At 69.4% G+C, this 22,292-nt stretch carries 17 protein-coding genes, 3 pseudogenes and 1 riboswitch; of the genes and pseudogenes, 11 read left to right on the top strand and 9 right to left on the bottom strand.

Annotated elements, in window-relative coordinates; all coding sequences use genetic code 11:
- Nucleotides 1–288: 288 nt before the first annotated feature.
- Complete coding sequence (locus O7621_RS11265) at nt 289–891, bottom strand: hypothetical protein (RefSeq protein WP_282233914.1); 603 nt, start codon at nt 889–891, stop codon at nt 289–291.
- A 166-nt stretch (nt 892–1,057) separates the two neighbouring features.
- Between O7621_RS11265 and O7621_RS11260 the strand changes: the two genes are divergently transcribed.
- The 8 genes and pseudogenes from O7621_RS11260 (at nt 1,058) to O7621_RS11225 (ending at nt 5,294) form a co-directional block, all read left to right on the top strand.
- A complete protein-coding gene (locus tag O7621_RS11260) occupies nt 1,058–1,912 on the top strand; it encodes a helix-turn-helix transcriptional regulator (RefSeq protein WP_282233913.1) in 855 nt (284 codons plus the stop codon).
- A gap of 25 nt (nt 1,913–1,937) precedes the next feature.
- The gene (locus tag O7621_RS11255) at nt 1,938–2,135 is read left to right on the top strand and encodes a DUF397 domain-containing protein (RefSeq protein ID WP_282233912.1); all 198 of its coding nucleotides are present in this window, start codon (nt 1,938–1,940) and stop codon (nt 2,133–2,135) included.
- A gap of 29 nt (nt 2,136–2,164) precedes the next feature.
- A pseudogene (locus tag O7621_RS11250) lies at nt 2,165–2,499 on the top strand (HAD domain-containing protein); the annotation flags it as partial.
- Nucleotides 2,500–2,609: 110 nt separating this feature from the next.
- Nucleotides 2,610–2,822 (top strand): DNA-binding protein, encoded by a 213-nt coding sequence (locus O7621_RS11245; RefSeq protein ID WP_282233911.1) that lies wholly within the window; start codon nt 2,610–2,612, stop codon nt 2,820–2,822.
- A 16-nt stretch (nt 2,823–2,838) separates the two neighbouring features.
- Entirely contained in the window at nt 2,839–3,474 is a 636-nt protein-coding gene (locus tag O7621_RS11240) for a GNAT family N-acetyltransferase (protein ID WP_282233910.1), read from the top strand.
- 17 nt (nt 3,475–3,491) lie between these two features.
- Nucleotides 3,492–4,166 carry a nucleotidyltransferase domain-containing protein gene (locus O7621_RS11235; protein ID WP_282233909.1) on the top strand — a complete coding sequence of 225 codons (675 nt, stop codon included), beginning with the start codon at nt 3,492–3,494 and terminating at the stop codon, nt 4,164–4,166.
- A gap of 15 nt (nt 4,167–4,181) precedes the next feature.
- A pseudogene (locus O7621_RS11230) lies at nt 4,182–4,328 on the top strand (RNA polymerase subunit sigma-24); the annotation flags it as partial.
- A 63-nt stretch (nt 4,329–4,391) separates the two neighbouring features.
- The gene (locus tag O7621_RS11225; RefSeq protein WP_282233908.1) at nt 4,392–5,294 is read left to right on the top strand and encodes an ADP-ribosylglycohydrolase family protein; all 903 of its coding nucleotides are present in this window, start codon (nt 4,392–4,394) and stop codon (nt 5,292–5,294) included.
- A 92-nt stretch (nt 5,295–5,386) separates the two neighbouring features.
- Here the strand turns inward: O7621_RS11225 and O7621_RS11220 are convergent, their stop codons facing one another.
- A complete protein-coding gene (locus tag O7621_RS11220; RefSeq protein WP_282233907.1) occupies nt 5,387–6,250 on the bottom strand; it encodes a tetrahydrofolate dehydrogenase/cyclohydrolase catalytic domain-containing protein in 864 nt (287 codons plus the stop codon).
- A 13-nt stretch (nt 6,251–6,263) separates the two neighbouring features.
- A riboswitch (ZMP/ZTP riboswitch) is annotated at nt 6,264–6,343 on the bottom strand.
- 556 nt (nt 6,344–6,899) lie between these two features.
- On the opposite strand from O7621_RS11220, the pseudogene O7621_RS11215 reads away from it, so the two are divergent.
- The 3 genes and pseudogenes from O7621_RS11215 to katG all read left to right on the top strand — a co-directional run.
- A pseudogene (locus O7621_RS11215) lies at nt 6,900–8,006 on the top strand (endo-1,4-beta-xylanase); the annotation flags it as partial.
- A 1,348-nt stretch (nt 8,007–9,354) separates the two neighbouring features.
- The gene (locus O7621_RS11210; RefSeq protein ID WP_282233906.1) at nt 9,355–9,810 is read left to right on the top strand and encodes a Fur family transcriptional regulator; all 456 of its coding nucleotides are present in this window, start codon (nt 9,355–9,357) and stop codon (nt 9,808–9,810) included.
- The gene (katG, locus tag O7621_RS11205) at nt 9,807–12,083 is read left to right on the top strand and encodes a catalase/peroxidase HPI (protein WP_282233905.1); all 2,277 of its coding nucleotides are present in this window, start codon (nt 9,807–9,809) and stop codon (nt 12,081–12,083) included. Before O7621_RS11210 ends, katG begins: the two co-directional genes overlap by 4 nt.
- A gap of 74 nt (nt 12,084–12,157) precedes the next feature.
- On the opposite strand, the gene O7621_RS11200 is transcribed toward katG, so the two are convergent.
- From O7621_RS11200 to O7621_RS11170, 7 genes are all read right to left on the bottom strand, one after another.
- Nucleotides 12,158–13,864, bottom strand: coding sequence for an FAD-binding oxidoreductase (locus O7621_RS11200; protein ID WP_282233904.1), 1,707 nt, complete (start codon nt 13,862–13,864; stop codon nt 12,158–12,160).
- Between the two features lie 327 nt (nt 13,865–14,191).
- Nucleotides 14,192–16,228, bottom strand: coding sequence for a beta-galactosidase (locus O7621_RS11195; protein WP_282233903.1), 2,037 nt, complete (start codon nt 16,226–16,228; stop codon nt 14,192–14,194).
- Nucleotides 16,225–16,914, bottom strand: a complete 690-nt coding sequence (locus O7621_RS11190; RefSeq protein WP_282233902.1) for a hypothetical protein — start codon at nt 16,912–16,914, stop codon at nt 16,225–16,227. The genes O7621_RS11195 and O7621_RS11190 overlap by 4 nt, the downstream gene beginning before the upstream one ends.
- Nucleotides 16,907–18,454 carry a xylan 1,4-beta-xylosidase gene (locus O7621_RS11185; protein ID WP_282233901.1) on the bottom strand — a complete coding sequence of 516 codons (1,548 nt, stop codon included), beginning with the start codon at nt 18,452–18,454 and terminating at the stop codon, nt 16,907–16,909. The genes O7621_RS11190 and O7621_RS11185 overlap by 8 nt, the downstream gene beginning before the upstream one ends.
- Nucleotides 18,455–18,515: 61 nt before the next feature.
- Nucleotides 18,516–20,165, bottom strand: coding sequence for an extracellular solute-binding protein (locus O7621_RS11180; RefSeq protein ID WP_282233900.1), 1,650 nt, complete (start codon nt 20,163–20,165; stop codon nt 18,516–18,518).
- A 59-nt stretch (nt 20,166–20,224) separates the two neighbouring features.
- Nucleotides 20,225–21,151 (bottom strand): carbohydrate ABC transporter permease, encoded by a 927-nt coding sequence (locus O7621_RS11175; RefSeq protein WP_282233899.1) that lies wholly within the window; start codon nt 21,149–21,151, stop codon nt 20,225–20,227.
- Nucleotides 21,148–22,140, bottom strand: coding sequence for an ABC transporter permease subunit (locus O7621_RS11170; protein WP_282233898.1), 993 nt, complete (start codon nt 22,138–22,140; stop codon nt 21,148–21,150). Before O7621_RS11170 ends, O7621_RS11175 begins: the two co-directional genes overlap by 4 nt.
- Nucleotides 22,141–22,292: the final 152 nt, after the last annotated feature.

Raw genomic sequence — 22,292 nt, 5'->3', positions numbered from 1 at the left:
GGGAGTCTGCTCGATCCAAGGCTGCCGCCAGTGATCCTGGTCGCGTACGTGACCGGCCTGGTCCACCCCGGGCTGGCAACTCTGACCGCCGCACGGTCCCGCGCTGTTCGGTGTACCAGGCGGGCGGTTCGGGTGCGGCGGTGGTGGCGGTGATCCCGCCCCAGCGGTCGCGGCAGACGTACGACAGGTCGGCGTGAATCCAGACGCCGTCGTTGTCGCGCAACACCGGCCGGCAGCAGTGCCGGCACGGCGCGACCCTCGGGTACGGCGGCGTGACCGGGGTGCCGGTCACGGCAGTGTGCCGTCAGCGTCGCCGGTGCCACTGGCGTCGCCGTCGCGGTCGCCCCAGCACAACCCGCCCAGCCCGGCCGCCCGGTGGAACCCCGGGTGGTAGCGGACCTCCGCGCACACCTCACCGTCCGGGCCGCGTACGCCACAGAACAGGGGCTCGTTGAAGTTCCACGCCTCCGCCCAGGACAGCAGCGGTGCGTGCTCCCCCAGCTCCGGGCACAGGATGGCGAGCCCTTCGGCGTACGCGACGGCCTGCTCCCGCGCTTCGTCGAAGTCGGCGGCGGCGGACGTCAGGTGCAGCGTGTACCGACCGCGCCGGTCGTACCGTAACCAGTCCGGCAGGTTGCCGATCCCACCCGGACCGTCGCCGCCGCCGTTGACCTGAGCCGCCGGCCGGCGGCGCTCGCGCTCGTTGAGGTAGCGGTTGACCAGCGCTTCGGCGTGCCCGGCCGGGCCGGCGGCGGGTCCCAGGGCGTGCGCCACAGCGGCCCGCGCCGGTTCGGACAGGTCAGCCCGATCGAGTACGGCGAACAGGTCCCGGTTTCGCTGGGTCGGATCGAGGGTCGGGTCGGTCCAGCATGCTGAACGGTTGTCGGTCACGGACACCTCCAAGGGCAGTGGCGACGGCATCATCCACCCTCAGCATGCATCTATGCCCATAGAAATACAACGTCGCAACAAACTTCCGTTCGGAAGATCTGTCGTACATACTTCGTCCTGACTCACGTCGCCGCTGCCAGACCCGCATGTCCCCGGAGGTGTTCTCGTGGCACAGGTTCCGAGCCCGACAATCCGCGCTCGCCGGTTACGTCGGGAGCTACGTCGCCTCCGCGACTCGGCCGGTCTGACGGCCGAGGAGGTCGCCCGCCGCTTGGGCTGGCACCGCACCAAGGTCATCCGGCTCGAACACGGACACTCGCGGATAACACTCAAGGACACTGAGCAGATGCTGGCGCTCTATGAGGCGTCCGATGAGGACCGCGAGTCGTTGACCGCGCTCACCAAGCAGGCCCGGCAGAAGGGCTGGTGGAGCGCGTACGGTGACGTGCTGCCCGACGACTACGTCGGCTTCGAGGCGGAAGCGACCGCGATCAGCACGTTCCAGAGCCTGTACGTGCCCGGATTGTTGCAGACCGAGGAGTACGCCCGCGCCATCATCCACGCCGGCCGCAGCACCGCCGACACGGACGAGATCGACCGGCGGGTCGCCGCCCGGCTCGCTCGCAAGTCGCTGCTGTCGCGGGATGTGCCGCCGAAGCTCTGGATCGTCCTCGACGAGGCGGTGATCCGACGGGTCGTCGGCGGCCCAAAGGTGATGCGTAACCAGCTCACCCGGCTGATCGATGCCTGCGCCCAGCCGTCGATCGAGCTGCAGGTCGTGCCGTTCAACTCGGGTGCGCACGCCGCGATGGCCGGCCCGTTCACCATTCTTGGCTACGCCGACCCGATCCTCGACCCGCCAATCGTCTACATCGAGAACGACGCGAACACTCTGCTGCTGGAGGAGGACGCCCAGGTAGCGCGATATAAACTCGTGTTCGACCACCTGTGCGCCAAGGCACTCGACCCGGACGAGTCCGGTCGGTTCCTGGCTCGGGCGGCAGAGGAGCTTCCCGACTGACCCGGCCGATCAGAGGAGACGCGGGATGACCGCACCAGACCTGTCCCGCGCCCACTGGCGCAAGAGCAGCCGCAGCAGCGCCAGCGGGTCAGACTGCGTCGAGGTGGCCACGCTGCCCGGGGGCACCATCGGCGTCCGCGACTCCAAGGACCCACACGGCCCCGCACTCCTCTTCCCCACCAGCACCTGGACGGCGTTCCTCACCACAGTGTCCAGCCGCTGACCCGTCCGGTCGGCCTTCCGACGACGCCCATGCCCACCGACCGCCCGTACGTCTTCCTCGACGTCGACGGAGTGCTGATCCCATTCGCCGCCCGTGCGACCGGTCGTTCGCCCTCGCCTGTCGCCGCTGCCGACCTTGATGCCATCGGTAATCCGCTACTGGAGCGGCTCGATCCAGCGGACGGGCGCCGACTGCTGGCGCTCGACTGCCAGCTCGTCTGGGCAACCACGTGGATGGCCGAGGCAACGACGTCGTCGCGCCGCTGCTCGGCCTGCCGGAGCTGCCGGTCGTCCCGTGGCCGGACTCCGACGACGAGCACTCACGCGGCGTGCACTGGAAGACGCCGTTCCTCACCCGGTGGGCGTGAGGTGGGCGACGGACAGGTCAGCGACCGGCCCGCCAGCATCGACCCGGCCACGCTCATCGCAGCAGTATTCGACGAACTGCAATGAGATAGTGGACTACGGTGGGCGGATGAGCACTCGCCATCTGCCCGCCCAGATCGGTGACCTGCCGCCGATCGGACGGCCGGCCAACAGCGCCCTGCTCGCAGCCGGCGTCACCACCCTCGCCCAGGTTGCCACATACCGCCGGGACGACCTGCTGGCCATGCACGGGATCGGCCCGAAGGCCGTCGGCATCCTCGCCACCGCCCTGGCCGAACGCGGCCTCACCTTCGCCGACTGACCAGAGGAGACGCCGGATGACCTCGCCTGACGGTGCCGGCGTCCCGCACTCCCATGATCACTTGATGCTCTGCTGGGAGAATGTCGGCGTGTCGCCCAGCAGAACGTCAAGTGATCATGGCGAGCCGCAGCCGGCATCGGCCCACGTACACGAAGCCACGCTCGCCGATGTCGATCAGCTGACCGAGGTGCACACGCAGGCCCGCACCGCCTACTACACGGCGGCAGGTGGGCTCGACCCAGCCGACCCGCCGCTGTCGTCGCCCGAGGCGTACGCCGAACGCCGTGCCGCCTGGGCGAACGCGGTCACCTCGCCGAAGCTGTTCACCGTAGCCGCCGTCCTCGATGGCCGGATCGTCGGCTGCGCCGCGATGGGACCAGCCCTCGCCGGTCACGTCGACCCGGCCCACGTCGGTCAGCTGTACCAGATCCACGTACTCCCCGACTGCTGGGGTCGAGGGATCGGCGGGCTGCTGCATGACGCATTCGTCACGTACCTGCACCGGACCGGTCGGTCCGGCGGGGTGCTGGAGGCGTGGGAGCGCAACGCTCGGGCCCAGCGGTTCTACGCCGCCCGTGGCTGGCGGGCCGATGGCCACAGCCGCCCCGGCCCGGCCACCACCCGTTATCTCTACTACCAGCTGCACCGGTGAGCGGTAACGTGCCCGGCGTGAGCGAGCTCGTCGAGCGGCACACCGTCCTCGCCGTCGTCGTCGGATCCCGGGCGTACGAGCTGCACGGACCGGACTCCGACCACGACCGGCGCGGCGTGTACGTCGCCCCGACCCGCTCGTTCTGGCATCTGGACAAGCCGCCCACCCACCTCGACGGGCCGGCCCCGGAGCAGTTCTCCTGGGAGTTCGAACGCTTCTGCACCCTGGCGCTGCAGGGCAACCCGACCGTCCTGGAGGTGCTCTGGTCCCCGCTGATCGAGACGCTGCGCGAGGACGGCGAGCAGCTGGTGGCGGCTCGGCAGGCGTTCCTGTCGACGCGACTCGCCCAGACGTACGGTGGCTACGCCCGCGACCAGCTCGACCGGGTGGCGGCCCGCCGGGAACGCACCGGCGAGACCAACCACAAGCAGGCGATGCACATGATCCGGCTGCTGACCGCCGGTGTGCATGTGCTGCGCACCGGGCAGGTCCTGGTCGACGTGGGACCGTTGCGGGACCGGCTGCTCGCGGTCCGGCGCGGCGAGCTGCCGTGGGCGGTGGTCACCCGCTGGGCGGCGGACCTGCTGGCCGAGCTCGACGACGCGGCGGCCGGCACCGCGCTACCAGACCAACCTGACCGGGCCGCCGTCGACCGGCTGCTCGTCGCCGTCCGGGAGAGGAACCTGCGGTGACCGGCGCGCGGAGTCGTCGCGGCACACCTGCACGAGCGCGACGGGGATCCGGCGACCGCGGCACGGCTGTACGCGCAGGCCGCCCGGTCAGCGCCCAACCTGCCCGAACGCGACCACCTCACGCGACAGGCCGCCCGGCTCAACGCGCAGCTGCGAAGTTGACGGTGACCCGCAGTGGCTCCGGCCTTCCCGACGGCCGCCGCAACTGGCAGAGTCTGCTGCGACATGACGATGCTCGACCTCTGCTATGACAGTCTTGACGGCCTTTCCGTCGGTGACGCCCTCGGCGCCCAGTTCTTCGTCCCCGGCACCAGCTCCGCCGCGCTACCAGATGGTGACCCACCGGCCGGGCCATGGCCGTGGACCGACGACACCGAGATGGCCTGCTCGATCGTCGCCGAGCTGCGCGAGCGCGACGGTATCGACCAGGACCGCCTGGCGGCCCGGTTCGCGGGGCACTTCGAGGCGTACCGTGGCTACGGTGCCGGCGCGGTGGTCCTGCTACGCCAGATCCGGCAGGGCGTCGCCTGGCGGGACGCGGCAGGTGCGGCGTTCGACGGCCAGGGGTCGATGGGCAACGGTGCGGCGATGCGGGTCGCCCCACTCGGCGCCTTCCACGCGGGCGACAACCGTACCGCCGCTCTGCAGGCCTGGCGGTCGGCGGAGGTCACCCACGCCCACCCCGAGGCGATCCTGGGTGCGGTCGCGGTCGCCGTCGCGGCGGCGGAAGCCGGCTGGTCCCGGCTGACCCGGTCCCGGCCCGAGCCGGCCGAGCTGCTCGACGTGGTGCTGGGCCATCTAATCGACGGCCGGCTGATGTCCGGCATCGTCCGGGCCAGGCAGCTGCTGGGGGTCGGCGTCGCCGAGGCGGCGTACGAGTTGGGCAACGGCTCGCAGGTGCTGGCCTTCGACACCGTTCCGTTCGCGCTGTGGGTCGCCGCGACCCGACTCGACGACTACCCGGCGGCGATCCACGCCTGTGTCGAGGCCGGCGGTGACGTCGACACGACCGCGGCGATCGTCGGCGGCATCGTGGCCGCGTACACCGGCTCCGGACCGGGCGGGGTCCCGGCGCAGTGGTTGGCCCGCCGTGAGCCGCTCCCCGACAAGGTACGCCCGACCCGGTAGCACCGCCACAGCTCCACGGCCATGGTCGAGGCACGTCCGTCACGCCGGAGCAGAAGCCGGCGAGCAGCCCGGTCGGCCGGCCGGGTCGGCTGCTACCTGGTCGCGCGTTCGGCGCTGTGCACGGCGTTGCGGAACAGCATGGCGACGGTGGTCGGTCCGACGCCACCGACCCGTGGGGTGATCGCGGACGCCACTTCGGCGCAGGTCTCGTCGACGTCCGGCAGAAGGCGACGGCCGGCATAGCGGACACCGGCGCCGATCACGACCGAGCCGGGCCGGACGTGCTCGGGCTGGATGATGCCGGGTACGCCGGCCGCCGCGATCAGGATCTCGGCGCGCCGGGTGTAGCGGGGCCAGTCGGCGACTCCGGTGTGGACCACGGTCACGGCGGCGTTTGCGGTGGGACGTTTCTGGGCCAGCAGCATCGCCAACGGTCGGCCGAGGGTGGCGCCCCGGCCGAGGATGACCACCTCCCGGCCGGCGATTGGGACCCGGTGATGGTCCAGCAGCGCCTCGATCCCGGCCGGAGTACACGGCACGGGTCCCGGCAGGCCGACGGCGAGGCGACCCATGTTGAGCGGGTGCATCCCGTCAACGTCCTTGTCCGGGTCGAGGCTCTGCAGGGCGGCGTCGTAGTCGAGGTGGCCCGGGATCGGGTACTGGATCAGGACGGCGTGCACCCGGCGGTCGGCGTTGAACCCGGCGATCACCTTGAGCAGGTCGTCCTGGGTGGCGTCGGCGGGCAGATGCCGGTGCGGCGAGTCGAAGCCCAACTCGGCGGCCTGTCGCTGTTTGAGGCGGATGTAGCCGGCGCTGGCGTCGTCGTCGCCGACCAGGATGGTGGCGAGGCTGGGCGTGACACCGCGTGCACGCAGGGCGGCCACCCGCCGGGTGACATCGGCGAGTACGGCTTCGGCTACCGGCGCGCCGGGCAGCAGTCGAGCATCCGCAGGCATAGGAGTCCCTTCGGACGGGAGCCCAGGCGGTCGACTCCCGTGGCCGGCTCCCCGATGGTCCACCATCCCGTGCCGCCAGTCGCACTGACGACGAGACTACCGCGACGGGGCACCTGGCCCCTCCTCGGCGCTCGGGCCGGCTCAGATCCGGCGGGCGTCCCACCGGCTGCCCATGCTCCTCATCGAACCTGGTACCGAAATTCTTCCGGAAACAAGCAATCAGTCCACATCGGCTGCTTTGACTCACTGTCGTCGCCTGCCCGGGCAGCGACGACCTCTTCGACTCGGTCGGACCGGTCTTCCTGCGCATCATCCCGTACTCGACATCGAGGCACGGCACCGAAATTCTTCCGGAAGTTCGCCGGAACTTGTTGACGCCAGAGGTGTTATCGCTCACAGTCTATGGATGCAGGGAGGGCAGGCACCCCTGCAACCTGGTCGTCCACCAGGAGCCGGGCACCCACCGCCACGCCACCCACGCGCGCGCTAACGCTCACACGCGTGGCGTTCGGCGCAGCTTCCGTCCATCCCGGGCAGCGGCTCGATTCGACGCTGCCTGTCCAACGACGACCGGACCACATGCGCGGCCCCGAACCACGCCTCGACAGGCGTGGCCCAACTTCTGTCAGAAGGGAAGGTCATGTATCCCATGGCAAGACCCGTCGGACGCCGTCTGGCGTTCGGACTGTCGGCCGCCGCAGCCGTGCTCGTCGCGGCCGTGGCCGCATTGACTGCGACCACGCCGGCACACGCCGACGAGGCCACCCTGGGAGCGGCCGCTGCCCAGTCCGGCCGCTACTTCGGCACCGCCGTCGCCGCCAACAAGCTCAGCGACTCGACCTACGTGAACATCCTCAACCGGGAGTTCAACAGCGTCACCGCCGAGAACGAGATGAAGCTCGACGCCACCGAGCCGCAACAGAACCAGTTCAACTTCACCAACGGCGACCGCATCGTCAACCACGCCATCTCCCGCGGCATGACCGTCCGCGGCCACACCCTCGCCTGGCACTCCCAGCAACCCGGCTGGATGCAACAGATGGAAGGCAACCCCCTCCGCCAGGCCATGCTCAACCACGTCACCCGCGTCGCCTCCTACTACCGAGGCAAGATCCACACCTGGGACGTCGTCAACGAAGCCTTCGAAGACGGCAACTCCGGCGCCCGCCGCAACTCCAACCTCCAACGCACCGGCAACGACTGGATCGAAGCCGCCTTCCGCGCCGCCCGCGCCGCCGACCCCGACGCCAAACTCTGCTACAACGACTACAACATCGACAACTGGTCCTGGGCCAAGACCCAGGCCGCCTACAACCTCGTCCGCGACTTCAAACAACGCGGCGTACCCATCGACTGCGTCGGCCTGCAGTCACACTTCAACTCCCAGTCCCCCTACCCCTCGAACTACCGCACCACCCTGTCCAGCTTCGCCGCCCTCGGCGTCGACGTACAGATCACCGAACTCGACATCGAAGGCTCCGGCAGCAGCCAGGCCAACGCCTTCCGCGGCGTCGTCAACGACTGCCTCGCCATCACCCGCTGCACCGGCATCACCGTCTGGGGCATCCGCGACAGCGACTCCTGGCGCAGCTACGGCACCCCACTACTGTTCGACAACAACGGCAACAAGAAGCAGGCGTACGACGCGACCCTCGCCGCGCTCAACGCCGGCGGCACCCCGGTCAGCCCGTCCCCGTCGGTCTCGCCGACCAGCGGCCCGTCGCCCACCACCAGCCCGTCACCCAGCCCACCGCCGGGCGACAACCCGTACCAGCGCGGCCCGGACCCCACCCGCGACAGCGTGGCGGCCAACCGAGGCACCTTCGCCACCGCCGAGATGAGCGTGTCCCCCGGCAACGGATTCAACGGCGGATCGATCTACCATCCCACCGACACCAGCCAGGGCACCTTCGGTGCGGTTGCGATCGTGCCCGGCTACACCGCGCGGTTCGCCGACGAAGAAGCCTGGATGGGCCACTGGTTGGCGTCCTTCGGCTTCGTCGTCATCGGCGTCGAGACCAACAGCACCAACGACTTCGACACCGCCCGGGGCACCCAGTTGCTCGCTGCTCTGGACTGGCTCACCAACAGTAGTCCGGTCCGAGACCGGATCGACGCCAGCCGTCAATCGGTGATCGGCCACTCGATGGGCGGCGGTGGGGCACTCCACGCGGCCGGTACGCGGTCCTCCCTCAAGGCCGCCATCGGGCTCACCCCGTTCATGCCGTCGGGAACCCCGGTCAACAACCAGGTGCCGACGTTGCTCATCGCCGGCACCAACGACACCGTGGTCGCCCCGTCGTACGTCACCGACCTGTACAACGCTCTGCCGTCCACGACGGAGCGCGCCTACATGGAGTTCGTCGGTGCCGACCACCTCTTCCCGACCCGGCCCAACAACCTCGAAATGCGGATCCTGATCCCCTGGCTGAAGACCTTCGTCGACAGCGACTCCCGTTACACCCAGTTCCTGTGCCCGCTGATGGACTCCAGCGGCATCGCCGGGTACCGCAACAGTTGCCCGCTGCTGCCGGATCAGCCGACGCCACCTCCCACCCCGACGCCCAGCCCGACGACGCCCACCCCCGACCCGACGACGCCGGGCCCGGGGACCTGCACCGCGACGATGTCGACCGGTCAGGTCTGGGGCGACCGCTACAACACCTCGGTCACGGTCACCGGGACCAGCAACTGGACCGTCGTGGTGGCGATCACCCCACCGCAGCGCATCTCGGCCACCTGGAACGGCGACCCCACCTGGGACTCCAGTGGGAACGTGATGACCATCCGCGCCAACGGCAACGGCAACGTCTTCGGCTTCACCACCATGTTCAACGGCAACTCCTGGGCCCGGCCTCAGATCAGATCCTGTACGGCCGGATAGTAGGCAAGCGCTAGCCGCGGCGGACCGCGGATCGCCATCGAGCGATCCCCGGTCCGCCGCGTCGCAGCACCGCCCTGCCGAAGCGCCGGCAGGTCCGTCATTCCCAGCCTGACAGGTCCGCCCCCCCGGCCTGACCTGCAGGTCTCCGCCCTTCGTGACACCCGCGCGGCCCACAGCACAGAAACTTGAATGATTCCAGAAAACGGCCTATCGTGGCCCGGTGACATCCGACCTCGAGGCGCAGCTGAGGGCGGCCTCGTTGCGGGTGACCCGGCCGAGGCTGGCAGTCCTCGCGGCGCTACACGACCGCCCGCACGTCGACACCGACACGGTGCTCGACCTGGTGCGCGCCGACCACCCCACGGTGTCCCACCAGGCGATCTACGATGTGCTGCGGGTTCTCACCGACGCCGGTCTGGTACGGCGTATCCAGCCCGCCGGCGCGACCGCCCGCTACGAGCGGCGGGTCGGGGACAACCATCACCACCTCGTCTGCCGCTGCTGCGGCGCGATCACCGACGTCGACTGCGCCGTCGGCTCCGCCCCCTGTCTCACCGCCTCCGACGACCACGGCTTCGTGGTCGACGAGGCGGAGGTCGTCTACTGGGGCACCTGCCCCGGTTGTACGGCCACAAGCGCTCCCTCGTCATCGACCAATCCGGAAGGGAACAGATGAGCGACATGCAGGACAACGCTCCCACCAGCGCCCAGGGTGTGGAAAAGATGTCGGCGGCCGGCTGCCCGGTCGCCCACGACTCGGTCACCTCGCACGGCAGCGAAAGCGAGAACCCGGCGATCGACTCACCGACCCCCAAGACGGGCGGGCGGCCGCGTACCAACCGGGACTGGTGGCCCAACCAGCTCGACCTGTCGGTGCTGCACGCCCACTCGCCCAAGGGCAACCCGCTCGGCGCGGACTTCAGCTACGCCAAGGAGTTCGCCAAGCTCGACGTCGAGGCCCTCAAGCAGGACATCACCAAGGTTCTCACCACCTCGCAGGACTGGTGGCCGGCCGACTTCGGCCACTACGGCGGGCTGATGATCCGACTCAGCTGGCACGCCGCCGGCACGTACCGGATCGAGGACGGCCGGGGCGGCGCCGGCGACGGCGGGCAGCGCTTCGCCCCGCTCAACAGCTGGCCGGACAACGCCAACCTGGACAAGGCCCGCCGGCTGCTGTGGCCGGTCAAGGCCAAGTACGGCCAGAAGATCTCCTGGGCCGACCTGCTGGTGCTGGCCGGCAACGTCGCCCTGGAGTCGATGGGCTTCAAGACCTTCGGCTTCGCCTTCGGCCGGGAGGACGTCTGGGAGCCGGAGGAGATCTTCTGGGGCCCGGAGGACACCTGGCTCGGTGACGCGCGGTACCTCTCCGAGAAGGAGATGGCCAGCGGGGTCGGCGCGACCGAAATGGGCTTGATCTACGTCAACCCGGAGGGCCCACGCGGCAACGCCGACCCCCTCGCGGCGGCCCACTTCATCCGGGAGACGTTCGCCCGGATGGCGATGAACGACGAGGAGACCGTCGCGCTGATCGCCGGCGGCCACACCTTCGGCAAGACCCACGGTGCCGGCGACGCCGACGCCCACGTAGGCCCGGAGCCGGAGGGCGCGCCAATCGAGGCGCAGGGCCTGGGCTGGCTGAGCACGTACGGCAGCGGCAAGGGCGCCGACGCGATCACCAGCGGCCTCGAAGTCACCTGGACCGACAAGCCGACGCAGTGGAGCAACCGCTTCTTCGAGATCCTGTTCGGGTACGAGTGGGAGCTGACCACCAGCCCCGGTGGGGCCAAGCAGTGGGTGGCCAAGGACGCCGAGGCGATCATTCCGGACGCGCACGACCCGGCGAAGAAGCACAAGCCGACGATGCTCACCACCGACCTGTCGCTGCGCTTCGACCCGACGTACGAGCAGATCTCCCGCCGGTTCCTGGCCAACCCGGACGAGTTCGCGCTGGCCTTCGCCAAGGCCTGGTACAAGCTGCTGCACCGCGACATGGGCCCGGTCAGCCGGTTCCTCGGCCCGTGGGTGCCCGAGGCCCAGCTGTGGCAGGACCCGGTACCGGCCGTCGACCACGAACTGGTCAGCGACGCCGACGTGGCCGCGCTCAAGGCGAAGGTCCTCGACTCCGGGCTGAGCACCGCGCAGCTGGTCAGCACCGCTTGGGCGTCGGCGGCGAGCTTCCGCTCCACCGACAAGCGTGGCGGCGCCAACGGGGCCCGGATCAGGCTCGAGCCACAGCGCAGCTGGGAAGTCAACCAGCCGGAGCAGTTGGCCACGGTGCTCAGCGCCCTGGAGGGTATTCAGCAGGAGTTCAACGCGTCCGGCGGCGCGCAGATCTCGCTCGCCGACCTGATCGTGCTGGCCGGCTCGGCCGCCGTCGAGAAGGCGGCGCACGACGCCGGGGTCAAGGTGACCGTGCCGTTCCACCCGGGCCGTACCGACGCCAGCCAGGAGCAGACCGACGTCGAGTCGTTCGCGGTGATGGAGCCGCGGGCCGACGGGTTCCGTAACTACCTGCGGCCGGGCGAGAAGACCCAGCCGGAGGTCCTGCTGGTCGACCGGGCGTACATGCTCGACCTGTCCGCCCCGGAGATGACCGTGCTCATCGGTGGTCTGCGGGCGCTCGGGGCGAACGTCGGCGGCGCGCAGCACGGCGTGCTCACCGACCGGCCCGGCGTGCTCACCAACGACTTCTTCACCAACCTGCTCTCCCCGGGCACCCGGTGGAAGGCGGCGGAGTCCGGCGAGCACGTCTACGAGATCCGTGACCTGGCCACCGACGAGGTGAAGTGGACCGCGACCGCGGTCGACCTGATCTTCGGCTCGAACTCGCAGCTGCGTGCCCTCTCCGAGGTGTACGCCAGCAGCGACGCCGGCGAGAAGTTCGTCACCGACTTCGTCGCCGCCTGGGTCAAGGTCATGGAGCTGGACCGGTTCGACCTGTCCTGAGCCGGCATGTTCGACAGACGTGGCCCCGTTGGCCGGTACCGGCCAACGGGGCCACGTCGGGTTCCGGTCCGAGGTCAGCGGGGACACCACTGGTTGGCGTAGCCGTCGACGGCGCCGCAGGACCCGATGCCCTGCGGGTAGGTGAAGAAGCCGGTCGGGTCGTACTTGCGCTTGACCTCGACCAACCGCGGGTAGTTCCCGCCGTAGTAGGCGTGTCGCCAGTCGGCCAGGTGGGGATCCGGGAAGTTCTGGTACGCCCCCGCCGGAGGGTGGCCGGCGAACACCTCGTCGAAGAACTCGGTCAGCCAGAGTTCGTTGGCGACGGCGACCTCCGGCGGATCGTCGTCTGCCCAGGTCGCCTCGGCGGCCATGATGAAGGTGACGTCGCGGTGCACGAACGCGGTGGCGTCCGGCTGTACCTCGTTCACCTGCCCGCCCAGGCAGAACAACGCGATCCCGGCCCCGTCCGGGTTGCGGCTGCCCGGCCACCGGTGCAGGCCGTCGAGCACTGCCTGCAGTTGCCGCCGGTTCAACGACTCGGGCAGCGCCGCCGACTTGACCGCGAACTGCTGCGCCGGGGTGTTCGCCGACAGCAACACGCTCGCCTCGGCCGGCGACACCGCCCGGACGCCGTCCCGGTTGGCTTCACGTTCGGCCGGCGTCCCGACGCGCAGCACCGGCTCGAGGATCTCGGTCAGCTCGTCGACGGTCCCGTAGAACTGGCCGAGCGCGTCGGCGTACACCTGCTGCTCGCCGGCGGCCAGCGTGGTGCCGGCACCGATGCGGCAGTCCAGGCGCCGATCGCCGCGGTAGGCGGTCGCGACGTCCTGCAAGGCCAGCATGGCCGGGGTGACGCTGGCCGCCGACCAGCGGAACCGAAAGAACGACACCAGACCCTGCAGCTGTACGTAGCGGAAGGTGAACGAGGTGTTGACGCCGAAGTTGTTGCCGGCGCCGCCCCGGCAGGCCCAGAACAGGTCCGGATCGTTGGTCTCGTCGCAGGCCGTCACCGTGCCGTCGGCCAGCACCACCTCGGTCGATACCAGCCGGTCGCAGGTCAGGCCGAACATCTTGTCGCTGAAGCCGATCCCGCCGCCGAGCACCAGCCCGGCCACACCGACCGTCGGGCACCGTCCGGCGGGGACGAAGACACCCTGGTCACGCAGGAGCGGCAGCAGGTCGGCGTTGACCACGCCGGCCTGCACGGTGATGGTGCCGGCATCGTCGGTGACCTCGATCGACCCGTACCGCCGCGGCGGTGCCGGCCAACGGTTCGGCGTGACCTCGATCCCCCGCAGCCGGCTCATCACCATCAGCAGGCCGGTCGTGGTGGAGTAGCCGGCGTAGTTGTGGCCGAGGCTGGACCGGGGCACCAGCGGCATCCCGACATCATGTGCCCAGCTGACCGCCACCGCGACGTCGTCGGGTGTGCCGGGTGTCAGGATCGCGGCTGGTTGCACGTTGGCGTACCGGTGGTTGTACGGGATGCTGAGTGCCTCGTAGCTCGCCCCGCCGGGGCGGTACAGGGTGGCATCCGCCGACAGCTGCCCCTGCAGCTCCACCCACTGCCGGTCCGGCAGATCGCGCCACGGGTCGGCGTCCCGGCCAGCGCCGGGCCCGATGTCCGGGTCCTGGGGCCTGACCTGCGTCGGTTGTTCGGCCGGGGTCCGGGTCGGCTCGTCGGCCGGCGACGGTAGGGCCGTGGCTGGTCGCCCGATCAGTCCGACCGCCGGGACCAGCCCGGCGACCGCGCCTGCCCGCAACGCTGTACGTCTGCTCACCATTGTCCGTGCTCCCCCGCTGGCACCGTCCGGATCAGCCGGTCGGTTCCGCCCCGGCCACCGCACCGACCCTGCCACCGGTCAGGCGCCACTCAGGTCCCTCGGGCATACGTCACCCGTCCGGCGTACACCGGTCACAGCCGATCTGATGATCCACAGCGCTTCAGCTGACCGAGCCTCGGCGAGCTGGTCCGACTGAGCGTTGTGAACCATGGGTCACGGTGCCGGCGCGGCGGGTGGAGGGTGGTGCACCCTAGCTGGCGCGATAGGGTGCACCACCTTCGACCCGCCGCGTGACACGACGTCCCGACGGACGGCGGCGCGGCGTCAGGCGTCCTCGCGGAGCACGAGTACGCCGTACCGGTCCAGGCGCAGCGGCGCACCGGCGGTGACCCGGTCCCCGGTCAACAGGTCGACCCCGGCGGCGCAGGCCGGCAGCTCGACCGGCTCCTCACCGTGGTTGAGCAGGAACCGGATCCGGGTGCCGTCCGGCGCGACCCGTACCGCCGACTCCAGGTCCGGCACGTGCGCGTACGGGCCGAGCAGTCCGTGCCGGTCCAGGATCCGGCGTACCACCCAGTTCACGCCCGCCTGGTCGAGCCCGGCGGCCACGTACCACCCCTCACCGGCACCGAACCGGTTGCGGGTCACCGCCGGGGTGCCGGCGTAGAAGTCGGCCTGGTAGGTGCCGATCACCTCGGCGCCCTGCGGGATGACCAGCTCGAACAACAGCGTGGCGGCGGAGACGACCGACCGGACACCGTCCGCCGCCAGGGTGACCGGGTTGACCACGTCGGCCTCCCGGGCGTCCCATTCGTCGATCCGGATCCCCATCAGCGGGGCCAGCGGCCCCGGCACATCCGCCAGGAACACCTGATCGCTCTCGTCGACCCGCCCGGAGAGATACGTTGCCAGCACGGTGCCACCCCGCTGGGCGACCCCCTCCAGGCGGGCGGCGAGATCGTCCTTGACCATGTGCAGCGCCGGTGCGAGCACCACGTCGTAGCCGGTCAGGTCGGCGGTGACCGGGACGACGTCGACGTCGATGCCGGCGCCCCACAGCGCCCGGTGGTAGCCGAGCACCACCTGCTGGTAACGGACCAGCCGGGACGGGCCGTCGGAGATCTCCAGCGCCCACCAGCTGTCCCAGTCGAACAGCACCGCCACCCGGGCCGGGGTGCGGGCACCGAGCGTCACGCCGCCGAGCCGCGCCAGCTCCGCGCCCAGCTCGGCGACCTCGGTGAAGACCCGGGTGTCGGATCGGCCGGCGTGGCCGATGACCGCCCCGTGATACTTCTCGCTGGCTCCCCGGCCGGCACGCATCTGAAAGAACAGCACCGCGTCGGCGCCGTGCGCCACCGCCTGCCAACTCCACAGCCGCATGACCCCGGGCCGCTTCAGCGGGTTGACGTCACGGCAGGCCGTGACACTCGGCGTCTGCTCCATCAGCCAGAACGGCTGGCCGCCTTTCAGCCCGCGGATCAGGTCGTGGGTTAGCGCCATCCGGGCCGCCGACCGGTCGTCGGGTGGGTAGTTGTCCCAGGAGGCGAAGTCGAGATGCTCGGCCCAGCGGTGGTAGTCGATTGGCCGGTACATGCCCATGAAGTTGGTGGTCACCGGGGTGTCCGGGCTGGACTCGCGGATCGCCGCCTTCTCGTCGACGAAGTTGGCCAGCATGGCGTCCGACATGAACCGCAGGTAGTCGAGGGTGATGCCCTGGAACGCGGTGTGGTCGGGCCCGCGCCAGTGTTCGGTCAACGCCGACGGCGGCTCGATCTGCCCCCACTCGGTGAAGGTGTGCGACCAGAAGGTGGTGTACCAGGCGGCGTTGAGCGCGTCGAGGCTCCCGTACCGCTCGCGCAGCCAGAGCCGGAAGTTGGCGGCGCACAGCTCGCAGTAGCAGGCACCGCCGTACTCGTTGTTGACGTGCCAGGCGACCAGGCCGGGGGTGCGCGCGTAGCGTTGCGCGACGCGCCGGGCCAGCTCCGTGGCGAGTCGGCGGTACGTCGGCGAGTTGGGGCAGGAGTTGTGCCGTTGGCCGAACCGGTGCCGGCGGCCGGAGAAGTCGACGCGGGTCACGTCGGGGTGGGCGCGGGCCATCCAGGCCGGATGTGCGCCGGTACCGGTGGCCAGGCAGATCTGCCGGCCCTCGACGACTGCCCGATCGACGATGCGGTCCAGGGTGGCGAAGTCGTAGACGCCGGGACCGGGCTGGGTCAGACCCCAGGTGAAGACGCCGACGGTGACGGTGTCGATCCACGCCGCGTCGAACAGCCGGTAGTCGTCCTTCCAGACGTCCTCGGGCCACTGCTCCGGGTTGTAGTCCCCGCCGTACGGGATCTTCGCGACGTCGGGCAGCGTCACCTGGTGAACTCCTTCTCGATCGCCGTGATCATCGGTCGGCTGGTGCGCAGCAGCAGCAACGCCAGCACCGAGCCGGCCAGCGCCAGCACCACCTCCGAGGTGTACGCGGTGATCCCGGCCGCCACGACCCCGAGCGCCAGCACACCGAGGGAGGTGCCGGGCGTACGGGTCAGGAAGTGCGCGGCGAGCCGGGCCACGTCGCGGGCGCGGAACGCGAACAGCGAGGTGATCACCAACGCGGTGCCGCCCCAGACAGTCGCCGCGACCGCGACGAGGACCAGTAGCGCTGCCCACCAGCGCGGCACCCCGGCCGCGTCGAAGTAGGCCAGGTTGACCGCGACGACGGTCAGCCCGGCCAGCAGCGGCAGCCAGATCCGCAGCACCCCACCGAGGTTGGCCCGGTAGCCGCGCCGGAAGTCGACGGCCGGGGTCAGGTCGGTGATGTCGGGGCGGTGCCGGGCGACGGCGTACAGGGCGGCGGACAGCGCCGGGCCGACCGGGATGGCGCAGGCGGCGTAGAGCGGGATGTTGCTGGCGTCCCGGGACAGCAGCAGCGCGGGCACCAGACCGGGCAGTACGCCAGCGAGCAGCAGCAGCTCGACGACGGTCAGCCGGTAGACGATCGCCGCGACCCGCGACAGCGGGCCGGTGCCGAACTGCCGCTGCGCGGCGGCCAGGTCACTCATCACGACCGCCCTGTCCGAGCAGCCGCCGGTCGTCGGACCATGGCGGCGTCTCGTCGACCACCGGGGTGATCTCGACCAGGGTGACCTCGTGCCGGGCCAGGGTCAGGTCGACGTCGACCCGGCCGTCGACGACCGGCAGCGCACGGTGGCTGCGGGCCGGTTCGGCGGCGGTACGCAGCGCGTCGAGTTGCGCCGGCCGGGGTGACCGGGGGCGGCCGAGTTCACACCAGGCCCGCCAGGCGTTGCCGGCGTCGTCGCTGACCGACGAGCGCAGCAGGAACGCCGAGCCGGCCGGGGCGGTGACCGGGACCGACAGCGAAACGACGTGCCGGTCCGGGGTGGCCGTGACGTCGGTGACGTCGACCGGCGCCCAGGCCAGCACGGTTACCCGGCCGGTGTCGTCGTCGCGGGTGACCAGGTGGTCGGTGCCCCGGGCGAGCACCTGGCGGCCCATCCGGGCCATGAACGCGTACAGATGGTAGGTGGGTTTTCTGATCTGCCGGTGGGTGAGCAGACCGAAGCCGCCGTGGAAGATCGCGGCCGGGATGCCGACCTCCTCGAAGACGTCGCTGAACGTCCAGTAGGAGAACGAGTCGACCAGGTCGCCGCCGGCCGCGACGACCGGGGCCAGGTACGCGGCGTGGAACGCGGTGTCGTGGACCGGGTTGTCCGGCCGGTAGGAGGAGTTGAACTCGGTGATGTGCACCGGCAGGTCGGCCAGGGCGGTGCCGGCCAGGTGCTTGCGCGGGCTGGCGAACTGTTCCAGCAAATGGTCGGCGGGCTGCAGGGTCTGGTGGGTGCCGAACGGCACGTGCTGGGCCGGCCCCGAGGTGTACGCGTGCCGGCTGACGAAGTCGACCGGTGCGCCGCGGTCGGTGACGTACTCGGCGAACGGCACCAGCCACTCGTCGGCACCGGGCGAGATCGCCGGCCCGCCGACCTGCAGGTCGGCGTCGACCTCCTTGACGGCGTGCGCGGTCACCTCGTACAGCCGGTGGTAGGCGGCCTGGTCGGCACCTTGCCAGAAGATGTCCAGGTTGGGCTCGTTCCACACCTCGATCGGCCAGCCGCGGACCTGCGCCAGGCCGTACCGGTCGACGAGGTTGCCGATAGTGGCACGGACCAGGTCGGCCCACTCGGACTCGCAGCGGGGCGGGGTGACGTTGCCACGCCACCAGAAGACGGTCTGGTCGCCGGCGGCGAGTGCTTCGGGCATGAAGCCGAGCTCGATGAACGGGGCGATACCGAGATCGAGGTAGCCGTCGACGATCTGGTCGGCGTAGGTGAACGAGTGGTGCACGCCGCGTCGGCCGCCGTGTTCGTACGGCCGGTGGATACCGACGCCGTCGCTGAGCAGCCCGTGCCCCCGGATGTAGCGGAAGCCGATTTCCTGCTGCACCAGGGCGAGGGACTCCTGGTAGTCGCTGCGCAGCGCGAGGTCGAGCCGGCCGGTGCCGACGCAGGCCCGCCAGGCGTCCGGCAGGGCGCCGGCGCCCTGCTGCGGTACGACGATCCGGGTCAACTCTGCTCCGCTCCTCATGATGCTGCCGGCTGTGCCGGTCGCGTCCCTGCCACGGACGCGACCGGCACCCCCCAGGTGGTCAGCCGTGCTCTTCCTGGTATCGCTGGTACGCCCCGTTGACCAGGTCGATGTACTGCTGGGCGTTCTTGCCCTCGACCTCGGCGACGTAGGCGTCCCATTCGGACAGGTCACGTTGGCCGAGGATGAACTGCAGGGTCTGCTGCTGGACGTAGTCCTTCAGCGGGGTCTCCCAGAGCGTGGCCTGCTCGCGCTCCTCCTCGGTGAACGGCCTCGGCGGCGACACCGGCAGGGTCTCCTTCTGCCCCATCGCCTCCTGGAACCTCAGCTCCTCCTCGGAGAAGGTCGACTGCAGCAGTTCGGTGGTGCCGCCGTAGGCGAACACCCCGTTGCTGAAGCCGAAGTCCTTCTGCAGGTGCTTGCTGGCGTCGGGGTTGATCCCGATGAAGTCGATGTCGGAGTCGAGGATCCACTTGCCGTCGGCGTCCTTGGTGTAGGTGACGCCTTCGACTCCCCACTTGGCGAACTCCTGGCCTTCGTCGGAGTACCAGAGCCAGTCGATGAACTGCATCATCGCGACGAAGTTCTCGCTCTCCCGCGCCTTGCTGGAGATCATGATGCCGTTCTCCAGGCGGGAGCCGGCCTTGACCGAGCCGACCGGGCTGTCCGGCCGAGTGATCTTGGCGATGGTGGCGTTCGGGTTGTTCTGCGCCAGCGCCGGCCGGTAGTCGTTGACCAGGGTCTGCGCGTTGGTGCTGATGACGAACGACTTGCCGGTGGCGAGCTTTTGGATCGCGGTGTCGTCGTCCTGGGTCACGCTCTCCGGGTCGAAGAGACCCTCGGCGACCAGCGAGTGCAGGAACTCCACCATCTCCTTGTACTCCGGCATGGTGCCGGTGAACACGAACTCCTGAGCCTCCCGGTTGAACGAGGCGTTCTGGTAGCCCCAGCCGCCCATAGTGTCGTAGCCGTACGACGGGCCGATGATGTTCTGCAGCGCGCCCAGCGGGGTGGGAATGCTCCACCGGTCCGACATCGGGTAGACGTCCGGGTACGCGGCCTTCATCGCCCGCAGCATGTCCCGGAACTCGTCCCAGGTGGCCGGCTCATCGAGGCCGAGTTCGGCGAGGATGTCGGTGCGTACGGCGATGGTGTAGTCGGTCCAGACGTCCTCGTGCAGTCCGGGCAGCAGGTAGTACTTGCCGTCCTGCTGGCGCAGCGAGTCGATGTCACCCTGCAGGTTCCACTTGGCGACCTTGTCCTGGAAGTGCGGCATCAGGTCGACGTAGTCGCTGATCGGCAGGATCGCGCCGCTGGAGACGTACGCCGATTCCTGGCCGGGATAGGTCTTCGGGATGATGAACGGCGCGTCGCCGGCGCCGATCAGCAGACCACGCTTCTGCTCGTAGTCGCTCAACGGCACCTCGACCGTTTCGAGCGACACGTTGGTGCGCTCGGTCAGCTCCTCCCAGAACATCCACTCCTTGTCGATCTGATAGTTGGGATGGTTGTTGTAGAGCAGGGAGAAGCTCAGCGCCTCGGTGGCGGTGAACCGGTCACCGATGCCGTAGCTCTCCATGGCACCGACCCTGTTGCCGTCCAGGTCCTCCGCCTCGGTTTCGCCGTCGCTGCCACAGGCGGCGATACCGAGTGTGAGGGCAAGGACACCAGCGGCGACCGCTGCGCGGCGGTGCCGGGATCGTTGGAACATCGGGCTTCCTTTCGTGTGCGGAAGGCATTCGATTGAATGGGGCGGACCTGTCCGCAGCGCTACCCCTTGACCGCGCCGAGCATGATGCCCGACACGAAGTAGCGCTGAATGAATGGATAGACCATGATGATCGGCAGTACGGTCAAGATAATCGTGACGGCCTGAATGTTCGCGGCCGCCTGGGCGAGGCTGTCGCTGCTGCTTCCGGTGGAGGTCGCGGTGGTTGCCCCGGCGATCAGATTGCGCAGGTAGACGGTCACCGGAAAGAGTTCGGAGCGGTCCATGTAGAGGAACGCGGTGAACCACGAGTTCCAGAACGAGACCGCATAGAAAAGCACCATCGTGGCGATGATCGCCTTTGACAGCGGGATGACGATGCGCCAGAGGATGCCGTACGTGTTGAGCCCGTCGACGGCGGCAGCTTCCTCCAACTCGGTTGGCAGGCTTTCGAAGAAGGCCTTCATGACCAGCAGGTTGAACACGTTGATCGCGTTCGGCAGCACGATCGCCCAGATGCTGTTCTTCAGCCCGAGGCTGGTGATCAGCACGTAGTTGGGGATCAGGCCACCGGAGAAGAACATGGTGAAGACGGCGATACCGACCAGCGCGCCCCGACCCTTCAGATCCTTCTTGGACAGGACGTAGGCGTAGCAGGTGGTTAGCACGATTGAGATGACGGTGGCGGTGACCGTGTAGACGATGGTGTTACGGTAGTTGGTCCAGAACATCGAGTCGGACATCACCAACCGGTAGGTGTCCAGGTTGAACCCGCGCGGGATGATGTTGACCTGGCCGGATCGGATGTAGCCCTCGTCGCTGAGCGATCGGGCGATGATGTTGGCGAACGGGTAGAGCGTGACGATCACGACGCCGGTCAGGATGATGCCGTTGACCGCCCGGAAGATTTGGTAGCCGCGGGTGTCGTCGGGCCGTCGGGGGCGGCGTCGGGTCGGTTGGAACAGCTTGCGGGAGGCGTCGACGGTCACCACAGGCTTGTCCCCACCGTGCGACGGGCGATCAGGTTGGCGGACAGCACCAGGGTCAGCCCGATCAGCGCCTCGAACAGGCCGATGGCGGCGGCGTAGCTGAAGTTGCTGGAGACGACACCCATCCGGTAGAGGTACGTCGATATGACGTCGGCCGTGGGGTAGGTGAGCGGGTTGTACAGCAGCAGGATCTTCTCGAAGCCGACCGCCATGAAGGTGCCGATGTTGAGGATCAGCAGGGTGATCATGGTAGGCCGGATGCCGGGCAGCGTCACGTGCCAGGTCTGCCGCCACCGGTTCGCCCCGTCGATCCGGGCCGCCTCGTAGAGGTCCTCGTCGATCGTCGTGAGGGCCGCGAGGTAGAGGATCGTTCCCCAGCCGACGGTCTGCCACACCTCGGAGGAGACGTAGATGGTGCGGAACCAGCCCGGCTGCTGCAGGAACGGAATCGCATCACCGCCGAACGCCCGGATGATCGAGTTGACCGTGCCGTCGACGGAGAGGATCTGCATCACCATCGCCGCGACGATCACGATCGACAGGAAGTGTGGCAGGTAGGACACCGATTGGACGAACCGCTTCATCCGGCGGGCGCGGACCTCGTTGAGCAGTAGGGCGAGCACGATCGGCAGCGGGAACACCACGACCAGAGTGAGCGTGCCGAGGATCAGGGTGTTGGTGAAGACCTGCCAGAACGTCGGGTCGGCGAGGAACATCCGGACGTAGCGCAGGCCGACCCAGTACTCACCGAAGACGCTGCCACCGGGCTGAAACCGACGGAACGCGATGACGTTTCCCAGCATCGGCAGATAGCGGAAGATCAGGAAGAAGACCAGCGGCAGGACGACCAGCGAGTAGAGCTGCCAGTCGCGGCGCAGCGCCCGCCGCCAGGTACGGGTCCGGCTCCGGCCGCGTCGCGGTAGGTCGCCGACCGGCGGCAAGGGCACCTGCGCCTGCGGCGACGCATCGACCGTGCTGGGTGTGCTCATCCCAGTTGCCGCCCCTCACGTCCGGCCCGCCACCGGCCCCCTGCCGGCAGCAGGGAACGCCTCGCGGGACACATCCCTCGAAACTTTCGGAAATATGTGCGTTACCTTGCGGGGAACCTAAACTCCCCGGCATGGTGTGTCAAGGGTCACCG

Origin of the sequence: Solwaraspora sp. WMMD937 (assembly GCF_029581175.1) — a bacterium.
GTDB lineage: Bacteria > Actinomycetota > Actinomycetes > Mycobacteriales > Micromonosporaceae > Micromonospora_E.
This window is presented reverse-complemented; position numbering and strand designations above follow the sequence as displayed.